General features: G+C 63.8%; 17 protein-coding genes. 1 reads left to right on the top strand and 16 read right to left on the bottom strand.

What is annotated here, in order from left to right:
• Window positions 1-153 precede the first annotated feature (153 nt).
• From phnE (LB569_RS24455) to phnG, 13 genes are all read right to left on the bottom strand, one after another.
• Entirely contained in the window at window positions 154-1521 is a 1368-nt protein-coding gene (gene phnE, locus LB569_RS24455; RefSeq protein ID WP_224694403.1) for a phosphonate ABC transporter, permease protein PhnE, read from the bottom strand.
• 3 nt (window positions 1522-1524) lie between these two features.
• Window positions 1525-2481 carry a phosphonate ABC transporter, permease protein PhnE gene (phnE, locus tag LB569_RS24450; RefSeq protein WP_224694402.1) on the bottom strand — a complete coding sequence of 319 codons (957 nt, stop codon included), beginning with the start codon at window positions 2479-2481 and terminating at the stop codon, window positions 1525-1527.
• A 55-nt stretch (window positions 2482-2536) separates the two neighbouring features.
• Window positions 2537-3445, bottom strand: a complete 909-nt coding sequence (phnD, locus tag LB569_RS24445; RefSeq protein ID WP_140704040.1) for a phosphonate ABC transporter substrate-binding protein — start codon at window positions 3443-3445, stop codon at window positions 2537-2539.
• A gap of 111 nt (window positions 3446-3556) precedes the next feature.
• Window positions 3557-4414, bottom strand: coding sequence for a phosphonate ABC transporter ATP-binding protein (phnC, locus tag LB569_RS24440; protein ID WP_224541906.1), 858 nt, complete (start codon window positions 4412-4414; stop codon window positions 3557-3559).
• Between the two features lie 129 nt (window positions 4415-4543).
• Window positions 4544-5254 carry a DUF1868 domain-containing protein gene (locus LB569_RS24435; RefSeq protein WP_224694401.1) on the bottom strand — a complete coding sequence of 237 codons (711 nt, stop codon included), beginning with the start codon at window positions 5252-5254 and terminating at the stop codon, window positions 4544-4546.
• 85 nt (window positions 5255-5339) lie between these two features.
• Window positions 5340-5978, bottom strand: a complete 639-nt coding sequence (locus tag LB569_RS24430; RefSeq protein ID WP_224694400.1) for a DapH/DapD/GlmU-related protein — start codon at window positions 5976-5978, stop codon at window positions 5340-5342.
• A complete protein-coding gene (gene phnL, locus LB569_RS24425; RefSeq protein ID WP_224694399.1) occupies window positions 5975-6682 on the bottom strand; it encodes a phosphonate C-P lyase system protein PhnL in 708 nt (235 codons plus the stop codon). The genes LB569_RS24430 and phnL overlap by 4 nt, the downstream gene beginning before the upstream one ends.
• Before the next feature lie 2 nt (window positions 6683-6684).
• Window positions 6685-7461 carry a phosphonate C-P lyase system protein PhnK gene (phnK, locus tag LB569_RS24420; protein ID WP_013892928.1) on the bottom strand — a complete coding sequence of 259 codons (777 nt, stop codon included), beginning with the start codon at window positions 7459-7461 and terminating at the stop codon, window positions 6685-6687.
• Entirely contained in the window at window positions 7458-8339 is an 882-nt protein-coding gene (locus LB569_RS24415; protein ID WP_140704051.1) for an alpha-D-ribose 1-methylphosphonate 5-phosphate C-P-lyase PhnJ, read from the bottom strand. Before LB569_RS24415 ends, phnK begins: the two co-directional genes overlap by 4 nt.
• Window positions 8340-8344: 5 nt before the next feature.
• Window positions 8345-8602: a hypothetical protein gene (locus LB569_RS24410; protein WP_224694398.1), complete on the bottom strand. Its 258-nt coding sequence runs from the start codon at window positions 8600-8602 to the stop codon at window positions 8345-8347.
• Window positions 8599-9711: a carbon-phosphorus lyase complex subunit PhnI gene (locus tag LB569_RS24405; RefSeq protein WP_224694397.1), complete on the bottom strand. Its 1113-nt coding sequence runs from the start codon at window positions 9709-9711 to the stop codon at window positions 8599-8601. The genes LB569_RS24410 and LB569_RS24405 overlap by 4 nt, the downstream gene beginning before the upstream one ends.
• Before the next feature lie 2 nt (window positions 9712-9713).
• On the bottom strand, window positions 9714-10325 hold the full coding sequence (gene phnH / locus LB569_RS24400; RefSeq protein ID WP_224694396.1) for a phosphonate C-P lyase system protein PhnH: 612 nt from the start codon (window positions 10323-10325) through the stop codon (window positions 9714-9716).
• On the bottom strand, window positions 10325-10786 hold the full coding sequence (phnG, locus tag LB569_RS24395; protein WP_224694395.1) for a phosphonate C-P lyase system protein PhnG: 462 nt from the start codon (window positions 10784-10786) through the stop codon (window positions 10325-10327). The genes phnH and phnG overlap by 1 nt, the downstream gene beginning before the upstream one ends.
• A 118-nt stretch (window positions 10787-10904) precedes the next feature.
• On the opposite strand from phnG, the gene phnF reads away from it, so the two are divergent.
• On the top strand, window positions 10905-11654 hold the full coding sequence (gene phnF, locus LB569_RS24390; protein WP_224694394.1) for a phosphonate metabolism transcriptional regulator PhnF: 750 nt from the start codon (window positions 10905-10907) through the stop codon (window positions 11652-11654).
• A gap of 8 nt (window positions 11655-11662) precedes the next feature.
• Here phnF and LB569_RS24385 read toward each other — a convergent pair whose 3' ends face one another.
• The 3 genes from LB569_RS24385 to LB569_RS24375 all read right to left on the bottom strand — a co-directional run bounded on the left by LB569_RS24385 (window position 11663) and on the right by LB569_RS24375 (window position 15259).
• On the bottom strand, window positions 11663-12679 hold the full coding sequence (locus LB569_RS24385; RefSeq protein ID WP_224694393.1) for a zinc-binding alcohol dehydrogenase family protein: 1017 nt from the start codon (window positions 12677-12679) through the stop codon (window positions 11663-11665).
• A 64-nt stretch (window positions 12680-12743) separates the two neighbouring features.
• A complete protein-coding gene (locus tag LB569_RS24380; RefSeq protein WP_140704060.1) occupies window positions 12744-13709 on the bottom strand; it encodes an ABC transporter permease in 966 nt (321 codons plus the stop codon).
• Window positions 13706-15259 (bottom strand): sugar ABC transporter ATP-binding protein, encoded by a 1554-nt coding sequence (locus LB569_RS24375; protein ID WP_224694392.1) that lies wholly within the window; start codon window positions 15257-15259, stop codon window positions 13706-13708. Before LB569_RS24375 ends, LB569_RS24380 begins: the two co-directional genes overlap by 4 nt.
• Between the last annotated feature and the right edge of the window lie 98 nt (window positions 15260-15357).

The raw sequence follows: 15357 nt of genomic DNA, 5'->3' as shown, positions 1-15357 counted from the left end.
CGGCGAACCCATCATAAGGGGAGAAACTGTTACCTATGTATCCGGTTCAAACTGTTACCCATCTATCGGCTGGACACGAGCGAAGCTCGACGGAGTGAGGGTCGACCCTTTGGCGCCGGGCGAGACGATGCCTTGGGCTTATGCGTCATAAAGCTACCCCCGCTCGGCCTGAATCCTGTTGTAGTCGTGGATCGTCCGGCTCAGCCGGCGGCGCAGGAAGTTGGATATGTTGTCGAAAATGAAGACGACGAGCAGGATCAACAGCACCATGTAGAAGACGTTTGCCCAGTTGGAATTGGTGCGCATGGCTTCCCACAGTTTCAGGCCGATGCCGCCGGCGCCGACCGCACCAATGATGGTGGCGCCCCTGGTGTTGGATTCCCACTGATAGAGCGTCTGGCTGATGAAGATGGGTATGACTTCGGGCATCACACCATAACGTTGCACCAGAAGGCCATTGGCGCCGGTCGACGTGATGCCTTCACGCGGCTTGTCGTCGATGTTCTCCAGACCTTCCGAATAGACTTTGCCGAGGGTGCCGATCTCGGTGAAGAAGATCGCCGCGCTTCCCGCCAGTGGTCCGGGGCCGAAGGCGCGGGTGAAGAACAGGGCCCAGATCAGCATGTCGACCGAGCGCATGAAGTCGAAGAAGCGCTTGAGCACCTGGCTCAGCACACCGCTCGGCGTGATGTTGCGCGCGGCGAAGAAGGCAAGCGGGAAGGCGACGATGCCCCCGAGCAACGTGCCGAGGAACGCCATGACGATGGTCTGCAAGAGCTTCGTCCAGACATCGCCATGCTGCCATTGGGCGTTGTTCCAGATGTTGTCGCCGGCCAGCGCCAGGTTCGAGGTGCCCGGCTTCAACTCAGGCCCGGATATGATCAGCGAGATCACCTCGCTCGCGGACTTGCCGAAGAAGGGCGAGCGCGTGTCGAAGACGAAATTCGCCCAACCGAGGAAGCGCTTGCGCACCTTGACGCGGTCGACGGTCACGCGCACCTCGCCGACAAAGCCCATCTTGGCGACGATTTCGTCGTCATGCACGGTGACCCAGTCCGGCACCGGGCCTGATACCACCGGCTTGCCGCCAGTCAGGGACACGGGAATTGTCTGGCCGTTGACGACGATGGTCGCCTGGGTCTTGTCGAAGGTGACGGACTTAGCCGGCCCATCGATCAGGATGGTGTAGGTGCCATTCGCGTTCTTGATCACCCAGTCGGGATCAGGGTTCTCGCCCAGTGCCGAGAAGCGCGGGTATTTCGGCGTGATCTCAGGCTGGTCGAGGCGGAATTCCGGCTGCAGGTCGTAGCTGATCCATTGCGTCAGGAAGAGCGGCAAACGTTCCCAGTGCGAGTCCCGCAGCACCTGCGGCAGGCTGAAGAACCACAGGACATAGATGAGGTAGAGCAGAATGCCGGCAAACAGGAGCAGCGGCGTGAAGCGTTTGTACAGCGGTCGCCGGAATATCTGCGGGTAGCGCTCCTCGATCGGCAGCATCTGTTCGGCGGTCATGGTCGCCATGATCTACGCCCCCATCATAAAGGCTTGCTCACCGACCAGCTTGCGGCGCAGCCAGGCGGAGAACTGGTCGATGATGAAGATGGTCGTGAACAGGAGCAGCACCAGCGCCAGCGTCTTGGCGCCGAAGCCGCGTGAGATGGAGAGCTTCAGCTCCTCGCCGATGCCGCCGCCGCCGACGGCGCCGATGATGGTCGAGACACGGACGTTGATCTCGACGCGCAGCAGCGTATACGACATGAAATTGGGCAGCACCTGCGGCAGGCCGGCAAAACGAACCCGCTCGAACCAGTTGGCACCGACCGCGCGCAGGCCTTCCTCGGCCCGCATGTCGATGTTCTCGTTGATCTCATAGAACAGCTTGCCCAGCGCGCCGATCGAATGCAGGCCGATGGCGATGATGGCGGCGATCGGACCGGTCGAGACGATGGCCGCGAACAGGCCGGCGATGACGATTTCCGGAAAGGCGCGCAGCAATTCCATGAAGCGCTTGACGATCTGCCTCAGTGCCGGATGGGGCGTCAGATTGCGCGCCGCGATGAAGGAAAAGGGCACCGCGAAAATGAAGCCGATGAAGGTCGAGACCAACGCCATGTTCACGGTGGTGATCATCAGCTCGAAATATTCGGGGATGTAGAAGCCGCCCCAGACATAGACGCGGCCGAGCGGGAAGTTGAATTCCTGGGTGCCGGTGTCATGCGGCGAGGCCATGTCGAACAGGGCGCGCCAGACGTCGTTCCAGTCCTTGGGAATGAGCCAGCTCAGGAAATCCAGAATATGCGGCAGCCGGTCGAAGAAGTGCCCGGCATTGGCTTCGTCGGCGAACCACATGCTGGCGAACATGGCGGCAAGCATCAGGCCGACGCCAAGCACTGTATAGAACCGGCGCAGCGACGTCTGGCGTCGCCAGGCATCAGCCATCTGGTGGGTGGCGCCGGAAGGGGCTGTCACGGAAAGGGTCATGATCGGAGATGCAAAAAGGGCGGCACCCGAGGTGCCCCCCGTTTCGATTTCGCCGTTAGCCGCCGATGGCTGCCTTACGGGCTTCGACGATGACGTTGTAGAAGTCCGGCTTCACCGGAACATAGCCGGTAAAATCGCCGCCTTCGACGCCTTCGAAGCAAGCCTTGTCCTTCTTGGGCAGGTCGGTGAAGAAGGCGGTGAGCTTGGCGGTCATGTCGTCGCCGAGCGCGGTGCGCACGACCAGCGGGCCGTTCGGGATCAGGCCCGAGCGCCAGACTTCGACGAAGTCGTTCGGGTCGACGGCGCCCTTGGCGACGACCTTGTGGAAGGTGCCGGATGTGAAGCCGTTCTTGAAGTCGCCGATGCCTGAGGAATCGTCGACGGCGACGTCGACCTTGCCGTCACGCACGGCCAGGATGTTGTTCTCATGGCCGCCGTTGAACTGGGTCGAAGCGAAGAAGGTTTCGTTCGAAGCGCCCGTCTCCTTCGGAATCTGGGTCAGCGGGATCAGGTAGCCGGAGGTCGAATCCGGATCGGCGTAGCCGAGCTTCTTGCCCTTGGCCGACTTGATGTCGGTGATGCCCGAGGTCTTCAGCGCCAGGCCGATCGAATAGTAGCCGGTGGCGCCATCGGTCTGCTTGGTGGTGAGGATCGGGGTGACGGCTTTCGGGTCCTTCAGGACAACGCTGGCATAGCCGGAAGCGCCGAGTTCGGCGAAGTCGAGCGTGCCGCCGAGCAGGCCCTGGATGACGCCGTCATAGTCGGCGGCGGGGAACAGCGAAACCTTCTCGAAGCCGAATTCGGTCTTCAGGTGGTCGGCCAGGCACTGGTAGTTGCGCAGCCGGTCGGTTTCGTTTTCACCGCCGAGAATGCCGACGCGAAATTCCTTCATGTCGGCGGCGTGGGCCATGCTGGTGGCCATGGCGAGCACCGAAACGGCGCCGAAAACCATCTTCCTGAACATTGATGTCTCTCCTGTAAGTTCCGGCCCCGCGCCGGCAGCGTTCTTGATCTTGACAAGTGCCCTTGACGCGGGCGGACGATCCAGGCTGCTCGCCATTGGCCCGTAATGGGCTCAGTATCCCGGGTATGCGGGTTCGAGCGGTCCGGCGGATGCGGCGATCTTCTGCTTGAAGGCAACGCTGGTGGAGGTGATGACCTCGGATATCTCGCCACCATTGCTGTCGGCGCCATAGACGAGACGCACGGCTTCGCGGTCGAGTTCCTCCGGCGGCCCGTCGAAGACGACCTTGCCGGCGGCCATGCCGATGATGCGGTTGCAATAGGTGCGGGCGGTATCGAGCGTGTGCAGATTGGTGACGACGGTGATGCCTTCGCGCAGATTGATGTCCTGCAGCGAATCCATCACCACCTTGGCGTTGAGCGGGTCGAGCGAGGCGATCGGCTCGTCGGCGAGGATCACCTTGGGCTGCTGCATCATGGCGCGCGCGATGGCGACGCGTTGCTGCTGTCCACCCGACAACGTGCCGGCGGGCTGAAGAGCGGTACGGGCGATGTCGAGCCGCTCGAGCGCGGCGACCGCCTCAGCGCACTCGGCGCGCGAAAACATGCCCAGAAGGTTGGACAGGGTGGAACGGTGGTTCAGCTTGCCAAGCAGCACATTGGTCAGGACGTCGAGGCGCGGCACCAGGTTGAACTGCTGGAAGATCATGGCGCAATCGCGCTGCCAGCGCCGCAGCGGCGAGCCGCGCAATTGCGAAACCTCGGCGCCGTCAAAAAAAATCGACCCCTGGCTGGGGTCGACAAGACGGTTGATCATGCGAAGAAGAGTTGATTTGCCGGCACCCGAACGACCAATGACGCCGACCATCTGCCCCTGCGGGATCGAGATGCTGACGTCGCTGACGGCGGTGTTCTTGCCAAATCGTCGGCTGACACCGCGGATTTCGAGCGTGGCAGAGCTTGCTGACATGGGCTGGTTCCAGTCCGGTCCATATTGATCGTCAGGCACTCGCCTAACGCAGCCACATGAACCTGCCATGTCGCCAGCATGTCAGTTTTGTTACGCTCCACAGATACGACGGCCGCGTCCTGCTGGCGATCAGCCGAGCATCAGCAATTCCTCGAAATGCTTCATGTCGCGGAATGCGCAGAAGGCAGGCGGCTTGATCTCGATCACCGGGGCCTCCCGGCCGAAAAGCGCCAGACTCTCGTCGAAAAGCGCGCGCCAGGCAGCAGCCCTGTCGTCGGCGAGACGCTGGATCTGGTAGGCGAAGGTGATGTGGAAGACGTAAGCGTCATGGTCGGGGTGCCGGTAGCCGAACGGCACCGCGAGCGCGTCGCGCCATTCACGCATGATGCGCACGTCCTCGTCGGTCGCGCCGGCAACGGTGAGGCCGGTCGGCACGATCTCGACCACCTTGATGTTGAACGGCCCGGCGCCCTGGAAGCCTTTCAGGCGTTCGAGGTAGAGGCGGGTCATGGCGTCGATGCTGGTGTCGAGCGGCACGTCGGACGGCCAATAGGGGAGCCGGCGGCGATATTCGATGATGCCTTGGAACAGCGTCATGTGCAGGCTGGAGACCGGCGTGAAGGCAAGACGGTCGGCGTCCGGCATGGCCATCATCCGATCGCGGACAGCGAGCACCACGGCTTCCGAGGGCGAGCCGCTGACCAGATGACTGACGACCGTGTTGCCAGGTTCCAGGAGAAAATTGCCCGACGCGTCGTAGCGCGTGCCGAGATGCACTGGCCGCGTCGGATTGGAGCCGGCAAAGAATCCAGTGAGCGAGGGTCTGACGGTGTCGAGCATGGCGATCTCCTTGGGGAGATGGCGTCCTGTACGAGTCCTGTGTCAGGGATATGAACAGGCCGGCGATATGACGATGATGTTAGGGCTATGCCTCTTTGCCCGACGCGCTTCCCTCGTATTTCTCCAAAAACGCCTCGGCGGTCAATTCCCGGAAATCCTCGAGGCTAGCGCGCAGCCTGGCATGATCCCAGTCCCACCAGGCAAGCGCCTGGTAGCGCTCGGCGGTGCGGCGGTCGAAACGCTCGCGGATCGGTTTGGCCGGCACGCCGGCGACGATCGTGTAGGGCGCGACGTCCTTCGACACCACCGCCCCGGCGCCAACCGCCGCGCCATCGCCGACGGTGACGCCGGGGAGGACGGTCGAGCCGTGGCCGAGCCACGTGTCGTGGCCGATGGTGACGCGTTTGGCGCGACGCTCGGCGAAGAATTCGCGTTCATGCTCGGCGTCGTCCCAATAGTCCGACGCGCGATAGGTGAAGTGGTGCAGCGTCGGCCGCCAGGTCGGATGATTGGTGGCGTTGAGGCGCACGCTTGCCGCGATGTTGGCGAACTTGCCGATCGTCGCGCACCAGACGGCGCAGTCTTGCATCATGTAGGAATAGTCGCCGAGTTCGCTTTCCGAGACCCGGCTGCGGTCGGCGATCTCGGTCCAGCGGCCGAGCGTCGAGTTGTGTACCTCCGCCGTGGGGTGGACAAGCGGCGTCTCCGACAATTTCCTGGTCATGCGGCGAGTTTTCCCAGGGCGAAGGCGGTGACGTCGATGATGCGGTCGGCCACCGCCTCGCGCACATCATGGTCGTGGAAGATGCCGAGCAGGGCGACGCCCGCCGTCTTCTTGGCGGCGATGAGTTCGATCACCACGTCGCGGTTGGTGGCGTCGAGCGATGCGGTCGGCTCGTCGAGCAGCAGGATCGGATGCTCGGTGATGAAGCCGCGCGCGATGTTGACGCGCTGCTGTTCGCCGCCTGAGAAGGTTGCCGGCGGCAGCATCCAGAGCTTTTCCGGCAGGTTTAGCTGGGCCAGCAAGGTCCGTGCCTTGCCTCTTGCCGTCTCGCGCTCCTCGCCGCGCTCGACCAGCGGTTCGGCGACCACGTCGAGCGCCGAGACGCGCGGCACGGTGCGCAGGAACTGGCTGACATAGCCGATCGTTTGCCGACGTATGGCAAGCACGGTGCGAGGATTGGCGTGGGCGAGGTCGATCAGCCCGTCCTCGTGCGTGACGATGATCTGGCCTTCGTCGACGGCGTAGTTGCCGTAGAGCATTTTCAGGATCGAGCTCTTGCCGGCACCGGAGGGGCCGCCGAGCACGGTGCATTCACCCGCCTTGATGGAGAAGGAGACGCCGGAGACGACAGGCAGTTTGATGCCGTCGCGCAGATGCATGGTGAAGCTTTTCGCGACGTCGGAAACAACGAGAGGGGTCGGCATCGTTACACCTGCAGAATGGAAGAGACGAGCAGTTGCGTGTAGGGCGCGCGCGGATCGTCGAGAACGCGGTCCGTGAGGCCGCTTTCGACGACGCGGCCATCCTTCATCACCATCATGCGTTGCGACAAAAGCCGGGCCACCGCGAGGTCGTGGGTGACGACGATCGCGGCAAGGCCAAGATCGGTGACGAGCCCGCGCAAGAGGTCGAGCAGGCGCGCCTGCACCGAGACGTCGAGACCGCCGGTCGGTTCATCCATGAACACCAGCCGTGGACCGGTGACGAGATTACGGGCGATCTGCAGGCGCTGGCGCATGCCGCCGGAAAAGGCGCGGGGTTCGTCGTCGATGCGGTCTTGCTCGATCTCGACGCGCGACAGCCAGTCGACGGCCGTGGCGCGGATCTTGCCGTAGTGGCGGTCGCCGACGGCCATCAGACGCTCGCCGACATTGGCGCCGGCCGACACCGTCATGCGCAGGCCGTCGGCCGGGTTCTGATGGACAAAACCCCAGTCGGTGCGCATCAGGAAGCGGCGCTCGGCCTCGCTCATGCGGTAGAGCTCGCGGAACTGGCCATCACGCATGCGGTAGCTGGCGGTGCCGGAGGAGGGCAGCAGCCGCGTCGACAGGCAGTTGAGCAGCGTGGTCTTGCCGGAACCGGATTCACCGACGACTGCCAAAACCTCGCCCGGCCATAGGTCGAAGGAGACGTTGTCGCAGCCGACGCGCGAGCCATAGAACTTGGAGAGCGCCGAGACGCGCAGCAGCGGTTCGTCGGTCATTGTGCCGGCTCCATCATCTCGGGGGCAAGATGGCCGCGATGGCCCTCTTCACGCCGCTTCTCGCAGTGGTCGGTGTCGGAGCAGACGAACATGTGGCCGCCATGGTCGTCGAGGATGACCTCGTCGAGATAGACATTCTCGGCCGCGCACAGCGCACAGGGCTGGTCGAAGGTCTGGACCTCGAACGGATGATCCTCGAAGTCCAGACTGACGACATCGGTGAAGGGCGGCACGGCGTAGATGCGCTTTTCGCGGCCGGCGCCGAACAACTGCAAGGCGGGCGAGCGGTGCATCTTTGGGTTGTCGAATTTCGGCGTCGGCGATGGGTCCATCACATAGCGGCCCTCGACCTTCACCGGATAGGCATAGGTGGTGGCGATGCGGCCGTGCTTGGCGATATCCTCATAGAGCTTGACATGCATGAGGCCGTATTCCTCCAGCGCATGCATCTTGCGCGTTTCGGTCTCGCGCGGCTCGAGGAAGCGCAGCGGCTCCGGGATCGGCACCTGGTAGACCAGCACCTGGCCTGCCGTCAGCGGATGCTCAGGGATACGGTGGCGGGTCTGGATGATGGTGGCGCTGGCCGTGTCGGTCGTGACAGCGACATTGGCGACCTTCTTGAAGAAGGCACGGATCGAGACGGCGTTGGTGGTGTCGTCGGCGCCCTGGTCGATGACCTTCAGCACATCGTCGGGACCGATGATCGAAGCGGTGACCTGGACGCCGCCAGTGCCCCAGCCATAGGGCATCGGCATTTCGCGCGAGGCGAACGGCACCTGATACCCGGGGATGGCGATGCCCTTGAGGATGGCGCGGCGGATCATCCTTTTGGTCTGTTCGTCAAGATAGGCGAAGTTGTAGGTGGCGATGTCGGTCATGGCGATCACATCCGCTTCGTGCTAGGAATTTGACTGATAGGATGCTGGAAACGGGACAGCTTCAGATGACCGCTGCCGGATGGATGCACCTTGGAATCCTGCTGCTGCTTTTTATCGGCGCAGTTGCCTTTGTCCTTCGGAGCATGGTTTTGCCCGCGCCGAGGGACGGCGCGCAGGGTGAGACCGTGGCCGGCGCTTCGGGCTATAGCGGGACCGGTGGCCATGGCGGCGTCGACGGCGGGCATGGTGGCAGCTAGGGTCATTCCGCCGCTTCCCGTTTTTCTTCGGTCTTTGCTGGATTTTCGCGGGCCTCGTATTCGGCGCGCATGCGGCGCACGAGGTCGAGTTCGGCCTGGAAATCGACATAGTGCGGCAGCTTCAGATGCTCGACAAAGCCGGTCGCCTGGACGTTGTCGGAATGGGAGATGACGAACTCCTCATCCTGGGCTGCGGCGACGATGTCCTCGCCGAGCTCGGAGGCGCGTAGCGCCCGGTCGCAGAGCGCCATGGCCATCGCCTTGCGTTCGCTCTGGCCGAAGACGAGGCCGTAGCCACGGGTGAATTGCGGTGGCGCCTTGGCCGAGCCCTTGAACTGGTTGACCATCTGGCATTCGGTGACCCGCACCGTGCCGAGCGGCACCGCGAAGGGCAGCTCGGGAACGTCAAGCTCAAGCTCCACCTCGCCAATGCGGATCTCGCCGACAAAGGGATGGTTGCGGGCATAGCCGCGCTGCGTGGAATAGCCGAGCGCCAGCAGAAAACCCTCGTCCCCGCGCGACAGTGCCTGCAGGCGGATGTCGCGCGCCATCGGGAATTCCAGCGGCTCGCGGGTGATGTCTCCGGGAATGTGATCCCCAGGCATGTCGCCATCGGGCTCGATCAGGCCTTCGCGGGCGAGGATGGCCGAGACACGCGGCATGGGCTCGGCCTGGCCGGCGCGCTGCAACGGTTCGGCGACATCGGCGCCGGCGGCCAGCTCGGGGTCGAGCAGGCGGTGCGTGTAGTCGAAGGTCGGACCGAGCAACTGGCCGCCAGGCAGGTCCTTGTAGGTCGCCGAGACACGCCGTTCGACCAGCATCGCGCTGGTGTCGATCGGTCTGGTGTAACCGAAGCGCGGCAATGTGGTGCGATAGGCGCGCACCAGGAAAATCGCCTCGATCATGTCGCCGCGCGCCTGAACGATGGCGAGTGCCGCCAGTTCACGGTCGTAGAGCGAGCCTTCGCTCATCACCCGGTCGACGCCGAGCGCCAGCTGTTCGACGATCTGGTCGAGGCGAAGCGCCGGCACCGAGCGGTCGCCGCGCCGGCGGTCGGCAAGCAGGCTGTGAGCGTTGGCAATGGCGGCTTCGCCACCTTTTACCGCGACATACATGGTCAAGCCTCCATCGTCTTGATGCGCGTCGTGCGCGGCAGGCAGGCGATGCCGTCCGGTGTGGCGAGGACGATGTCGACGCCGCGTGGAAAGCGCTGGTTGTTTTGCTTCCACTGCTCGACGAAATGGCGCGGCATCCGCGCCGGCGCGATCGTGGCGCTGGTTTCGATGCCGGGGCCCTCAAGCAACAGCGGGGCCCCCGAAGTGAGGTCGCCGACCTGCAGGATCAGCGTCGTCGATCGATCGGGATAATCCTGCGTGCCTTGTGAGAAGCCGTCGAGCGCCATCATCTCGGCCGGTGTGGCGATAAATGCGAAATGCGCGTCGGCCGGTGTGTTGGCCAGTGGCGCACCGGTGTGAAAACCAAGCCAAGAGCCGATCGCCGCGGAGACGTGCAGGGCCGGGTCGAGCCAGAGCGGCGTGTCGTTGTCGCACAGCGCCAGGGCAATGGCGCCTGATGTAGCCGACAGCGGCGCCGGTGGGTGGGCCAGGGCCGGCAAAGGCTGCACGCTGCCCGGCCGCGCCATCGCATCCATGACCGCGCGGAAAACGGTCTGGGCATTGAACACCGGATCGGCGAAGCCGCCCTCGATCGATTGCGCTGCGATCTCCATCAGTCTTCTCCGCGAACCATGGTGAAGAAATCCACCTTCGTCGCCGCCGTCTCGGCGCGGCGTTTTTCGTGGGCAACGGTCAGGACCGAGCGTAAGGGCGCGATGAGCCTGGTCTCGACCTCGGCGCGGCGGGCAGGGTCCTGCCAGAGAGCGTCGGCGATGGCCGCGAGCTTCGCCTTCTGCTTGTCGCGGCCAAGCGCGTAGCAATGGCCGACCTGTCCTGACGGCAGCCGGACCGTGGCGCGGGTGACGGTCGCTTCGCCGACATTGAAGGGCGCGCCGCCGCCGCCGATGCGGCCGCGCAGCGTGACCAGGCCGGTCTCGGGGCCGCGCAGCATCTCGGCTTGCGATGGCAGACCTGCCTCGTTCCAGAGCCGCACGATGTCGTCGCCGCTGGATTGCGCCAAGGTGGCCATGGCAGCCTTGCGCTCGGCCTGGTCGCGGGCTTCCTGTCCTCGCATCGACTGATTTCCTCGTTGCCAAATTTGTCTATTGATATAGACAACTATACAAATTATACATATTACCTAGCGCGAGTCCATGACGGGTGCGTGACAGGATTGGCCGCAGGGCAAAAACATGACGGGACATGATGTGGCCGACAGCATCGAGCGGCGCAGCGGCGTCTCGCTGTGGCGCCAGATCGCCGACAGGATCCTGCAAGCGATCGCCACTGGCGATTTCGCCGAGAACGCCGCGCTGCCGCCCGAGGTCGCACTGGCGGAACGTTATGGCGTCAACCGTCACACGGTGCGCAGCGCCATATCCGCCCTCGTGCAGGAGGGCGTGCTGCGGGCTGAGCAGGGGCGTGGCACTTTCGTCTTGTCGCGCAAGCGGCTGTCCTATCCGATCGGCGCGCGCACGCGCTTTTCGACAGGCCTGCAGGGTCAGACCTCGGAGCGCCACATCGTGTTGCTTGCCTCATCGATCGAGCCCGCCAGCCCGCGCGTCGCCGAGGGGCTCCGTCTGGCCCGTGGCAGCGAGGTGATCCGGCTGGAGACACGCGGCGAGGCCGACGGCCGGCCGGTGTCGCGCGCTGCCGCCTGGTTCGAGGCCAGGCGCTTTGCCGGCATCGACAAGGCGATGGCGCAAACCGGGTCGATCACCGCTTCGCTCGCCCGTTTCGGTGTCGACGATTATCTCAGGCAATCGACCGTGCTGTCGGCCCGCCATGCGGACGCCGCCGATCTCGCCGATCTCGACCTGCAGCCGGGCGCCATCGTGCTGGTCACCGTGGCGGTCAACGTCACGCCCGACGGCCAGCCGATCCAGTTCTCGGAGTCGCGTTTTCCCGCGGAGCGAGTGGAGCTGAAGTTGTCGGCACTGTAACGCCCTGACTATCCGATCTCGATCACGGCCTTGATCAGGCCCGACTTTTCGTGCGCCCAGCGTGCGAGATCCCTTGGCGTTCCTTCGAGCGTGGTGCGATGGGTGACGAGCTTGGCCAGCGGCACGGCGCCGTCGCGGATCGAGGCGGCGACGTGGTCGAAATCGGCGCGCAAGGCGTTGCGGCTGCCAACCAGCGTCATCTCGCGCTTGTGGAACTCGGGGTCGGAAAAGACGATGTCGTCCTTGACGACGCTGACCAGCACCAGCGTGCCGCCATGCGCGACATGAGCGAAGGCCGATTGCACCGAGGGGGTGTTGCCGGTGGCGTCGAAGACCACGTCGAAGCCTTCGCCTGATGTCACATCACGCACCAGATCGGACACGGGTGTCTGTGAGCCGTCAAGGATCGAGAAGCCGAATTCGCTTGCCGCGAAGCCCAGCCTTTCGCTGCTCATGTCGAGCAAGCTGACCTCGAGCCCAGCAATGCGGGCGAAGATGGCGGTGCCAAGCCCAATCGGACCGGCGCCGATGACCAGCGTGCGGGCGCCGGGCTCGGAACGCGCGCGGTGCACGGCATGCGCGCCGATGGCCAGGAATTCGACGGCGGCGGCGTCGGCCAGCGACAGGCCATTGGTGGGATAGAGGTTTTGTGCCGGCACCAGGATCTGTTCGCACATGGCGCCGTCGCGGTGGACGCCGAGCACTTCGATGCGCACACAGCAATTGGGTTTTCCGTGCCGGCAGGCGATGCATTCGCCGCAGGAAAGATAGGGGTTGATGATCACCGGCTCGCCAATGTCGAGGCCGACGCCTTCGCCTGTCCCGATCACGGTGCCCGATACTTCATGGCCCATGATGCGGGGGTAGGCGAGGAACGGGTGCTTGCCCTCGAAGATATGGTAGTCGGTGCCGCAGATGCCGACATGGCTGACCGCCACCAGAGCCCAGCCGGGAGGCGGAGCGCCGGGAGCAGGGTGGTCTTCGACGACTAGGTCGCCGGGCGAGCGGCAGACGACGGCTTTCATGCTTTGATCCAGTCTGTTCGCGAAATCGCCGGCCCGCGTCAGGCCGGCGATCGATTGGAATGCGTTATTTGCCGCGGCGGCGCAGTCCGTCGAAGTAGACGATGATGATGATCAGCGCTCCAGTGATGATGCGCTGCCAGAACGAGTTGACGTTGAGCAGGTTGGCACCATTGTTGATGGTGGCAAGGATGAAGGCGCCGAGCAGCGGCCCATGCACCGAGCCGACCGCACCGAAGAGCGAGGTGCCACCAATGACGGAGGAGGCGATCGCCTGCAGTTCCCAGCCCTCGGCCTGGGTCGGGTTGCCGATGCCGATGCGGGCGGCCAAGAGCACGCCGACGAAAGCCGCGCACAGGCCGGACAGCGTGTAGGCCATGTAGATGGTGCGCTGAACATTGACGCCCGACAGGCGCGAGGCCTCGGCATTGGAGCCGACCGAGAACAGGTACCGGCCCCAGCGGCTGTGATGCAGGAAGACATAGGCGGGCACGCCGACCAGGATCACCATCCAGAACAGATTGGGGATGCCGATAAAGGAATTGCGCGAGAAGGCGGTGAAGCTGTCGCTGTTGATGTTGATCGAGTTGCCGTTGGTCATCAGAAGGCCGATGCCGCGCAACGAGGTCAGCGTCGCCAGTGTGATGATGAAGGGCGGCAGGCCCATCTTGACGATGCCGAAGCCGTGGAAAAGGCCGATGGCGACTCCGACCAGCAAGGTGATCAGGATGGCGAGCGCGATCGGTACGCCGGCATTGATCAGCAGGGCGACGACGACAGTGGCGAAACCGACCACCGCACCGACGGAAAGATCGATGCCGCCGGTGATGATGACGAAGGTCTGGCCGACCGCCATGATGGCGATCATCGAGCCCTGACGCAGAAGATTGGCGATGTTGTTGCCCGAAGCGAAGCTTGGCGTCGCCAGCGACAGGACGATCCAGAGCAGCACCAGCAGCGCCAGCAGCGTCAGCCCGAACAGGACGTTGTAGTTGCGCTTCGGTTTTTCGGCGGGGATCGCCTCGATGCTCATGTCTGTCCTCCCAGTTTTTCTTGTTTCTCGGCGAGCGCCTGCGTGAGAATGTCCTCGTGACTGGCGGTGTGGAACCCGTGCGTGGCGACCAGCTTGCCGCGCCGGAACACATGCAGCGTGTCGGCCAGTTCGTAGACCTCCGGCAAGTAGGACGAGATCAGGATGATGCCGGCACCCTTGGACAACAATTCGCCGAACAGGCGATAGATCTCGGCCTTGGTGCCGACATCGACGCCGACCGTCGGTTCGTCGAAGATGAACAGCTTGGCGCCGTGGGCCAGCCATTTGCCGATGACGATCTTCTGCTGGTTTCCGCCCGAAAGGCTCGACGCCAGCGCGCCGCGCGTCGGCGTCTTGATTCTCAGGCCAGCGATCTGGCGGTCGGCCTCGGCCTTCTCTTTCGCGTTCGAGATCAACAGATTGCTGGAGATGCGCTTGTAGATCGGCAAATTGAGGTTGAGGCCAACCGGCAAATTGAGGCAAAGACCCTGGTCGCGGCGGCTTTCCGGCGCCAGCGCCATGCCGAGCTTGATCGCGTCATGCTCGGAGTTGATCTGGACTTGCTTGCCTTCCCACAGGATCTGGCCGGCCGACTTTTTGTGACGTCCATAGAGCGAGGTGACGAACTCGCTGCGCCCGGCGCCGATCAACCCATAGAGGCCGACGATCTCGCCGGCACGCACCGTCATCGAGATGTTCTCGAAGCCCTTGCCGGACAGGTTCCTTGTTTCGACGATCGGAGCGCCCGGCGTGAAATGCTCCTTGTGGTAGACCTGCTCGATCGAGCGGTTGATCATCATCTTGACCAGTTCGGCGTCGTTGGTCTCGGCGATGCTTCTGGTGCCGACCAGCGTGCCGTCGCGCAGCACGGAAACGCGGTCGGCGAGTTCGAACACCTCTTCCATGCGGTGGCTGATGTAGATGATCGTCACACCTTCGCCCTTCAGACGGCGGATGAGCGTGAAGAGCTGGTCGGCCTCCTTGCGGGTGAGATAGGCCGTGGGTTCGTCGAAGATCAGGAACTTGGTGCCGCGCACCGTGGCGCGGGCGGCGGCGATCAATTGCTGCTGGCCTATGGTGAGGTCACCCAGCACGACATGCGCCGGCAGGTCGAAGCCGAGATCGTCGATGATCTTCTGCGCTTCCCTGACCATGGCGCGTTGCTGCAGGATGCCGAAACGCGAATTCTCCTCGCCTAGGAACATGTTGGCGGCGACGGACAAATGACGGCACAGCACGACTTCCTGATGCACGGCATTGATGCCGAGCGCCATCGCTTCATGCGGCGTCGCCAGGGCTGCCGGCTGCCCTTCCCAGAAGACCTCGCCCGAGGTGCGCGGCATGACGCCGGTCAGGAGCTTGATGAGGGTCGATTTGCCGGCGCCGTTTTCGCCGACGATGGCGTGGATTTCGCCTGATCTGAAGGCAAGATTGACCGGCTTCAGCGCATGGGTGCCGGGATAGCGTTTTTCCAGCCCGCGCAGTTCGAGGATGGTCCTGCCGGGTTCCAGAACGGGGGCCGGATGCAGTTCCTGCGCCGTCGGCGTCATGACAATCCTCCCAGACTGGTCTTTCGAGTGGCGGCGGCGATGCGGCTCTCCACTCGTTGAAATCAGATTAGTTCGAGCCCGCCGATTCCCAAGCCGCT

Origin of the sequence: Mesorhizobium sp. BH1-1-4 (assembly GCF_020165665.1) — a bacterium.
Classification (GTDB): domain Bacteria; phylum Pseudomonadota; class Alphaproteobacteria; order Rhizobiales; family Rhizobiaceae; genus Mesorhizobium.
This window is presented reverse-complemented; position numbering and strand designations above follow the sequence as displayed.

What these genes read in the sequence shown, in the direction of transcription:
- phnE (WP_224694403.1), bottom strand. Translation starts at nt 1,521, where the DNA reads ATGGCGACCATGACCGCCGAACAGATGCTGCCGATCGAGGAGCGCTAC.
- phnE (WP_224694402.1), bottom strand. Translation starts at nt 2,481, where the DNA reads ATGACCCTTTCCGTGACAGCCCCTTCCGGCGCCACCCACCAGATGGCT.
- phnD (WP_140704040.1), bottom strand. Translation starts at nt 3,445, where the DNA reads ATGTTCAGGAAGATGGTTTTCGGCGCCGTTTCGGTGCTCGCCATGGCC.
- phnC (WP_224541906.1), bottom strand. Translation starts at nt 4,414, where the DNA reads ATGTCAGCAAGCTCTGCCACGCTCGAAATCCGCGGTGTCAGCCGACGA.
- LB569_RS24435 (WP_224694401.1), bottom strand. Translation starts at nt 5,254, where the DNA reads ATGCTCGACACCGTCAGACCCTCGCTCACTGGATTCTTTGCCGGCTCC.
- LB569_RS24430 (WP_224694400.1), bottom strand. Translation starts at nt 5,978, where the DNA reads ATGACCAGGAAATTGTCGGAGACGCCGCTTGTCCACCCCACGGCGGAG.
- phnL (WP_224694399.1), bottom strand. Translation starts at nt 6,682, where the DNA reads ATGCCGACCCCTCTCGTTGTTTCCGACGTCGCGAAAAGCTTCACCATG.
- phnK (WP_013892928.1), bottom strand. Translation starts at nt 7,461, where the DNA reads ATGACCGACGAACCGCTGCTGCGCGTCTCGGCGCTCTCCAAGTTCTAT.
- LB569_RS24415 (WP_140704051.1), bottom strand. Translation starts at nt 8,339, where the DNA reads ATGACCGACATCGCCACCTACAACTTCGCCTATCTTGACGAACAGACC.
- LB569_RS24410 (WP_224694398.1), bottom strand. Translation starts at nt 8,602, where the DNA reads ATGACCCTAGCTGCCACCATGCCCGCCGTCGACGCCGCCATGGCCACC.
- LB569_RS24405 (WP_224694397.1), bottom strand. Translation starts at nt 9,711, where the DNA reads ATGTATGTCGCGGTAAAAGGTGGCGAAGCCGCCATTGCCAACGCTCAC.
- phnH (WP_224694396.1), bottom strand. Translation starts at nt 10,325, where the DNA reads ATGGAGATCGCAGCGCAATCGATCGAGGGCGGCTTCGCCGATCCGGTG.
- phnG (WP_224694395.1), bottom strand. Translation starts at nt 10,786, where the DNA reads ATGCGAGGACAGGAAGCCCGCGACCAGGCCGAGCGCAAGGCTGCCATG.
- phnF (WP_224694394.1), top strand. Translation starts at nt 10,905, where the DNA reads ATGACGGGACATGATGTGGCCGACAGCATCGAGCGGCGCAGCGGCGTC.
- LB569_RS24385 (WP_224694393.1), bottom strand. Translation starts at nt 12,679, where the DNA reads ATGAAAGCCGTCGTCTGCCGCTCGCCCGGCGACCTAGTCGTCGAAGAC.
- LB569_RS24380 (WP_140704060.1), bottom strand. Translation starts at nt 13,709, where the DNA reads ATGAGCATCGAGGCGATCCCCGCCGAAAAACCGAAGCGCAACTACAAC.
- LB569_RS24375 (WP_224694392.1), bottom strand. Translation starts at nt 15,259, where the DNA reads ATGACGCCGACGGCGCAGGAACTGCATCCGGCCCCCGTTCTGGAACCC.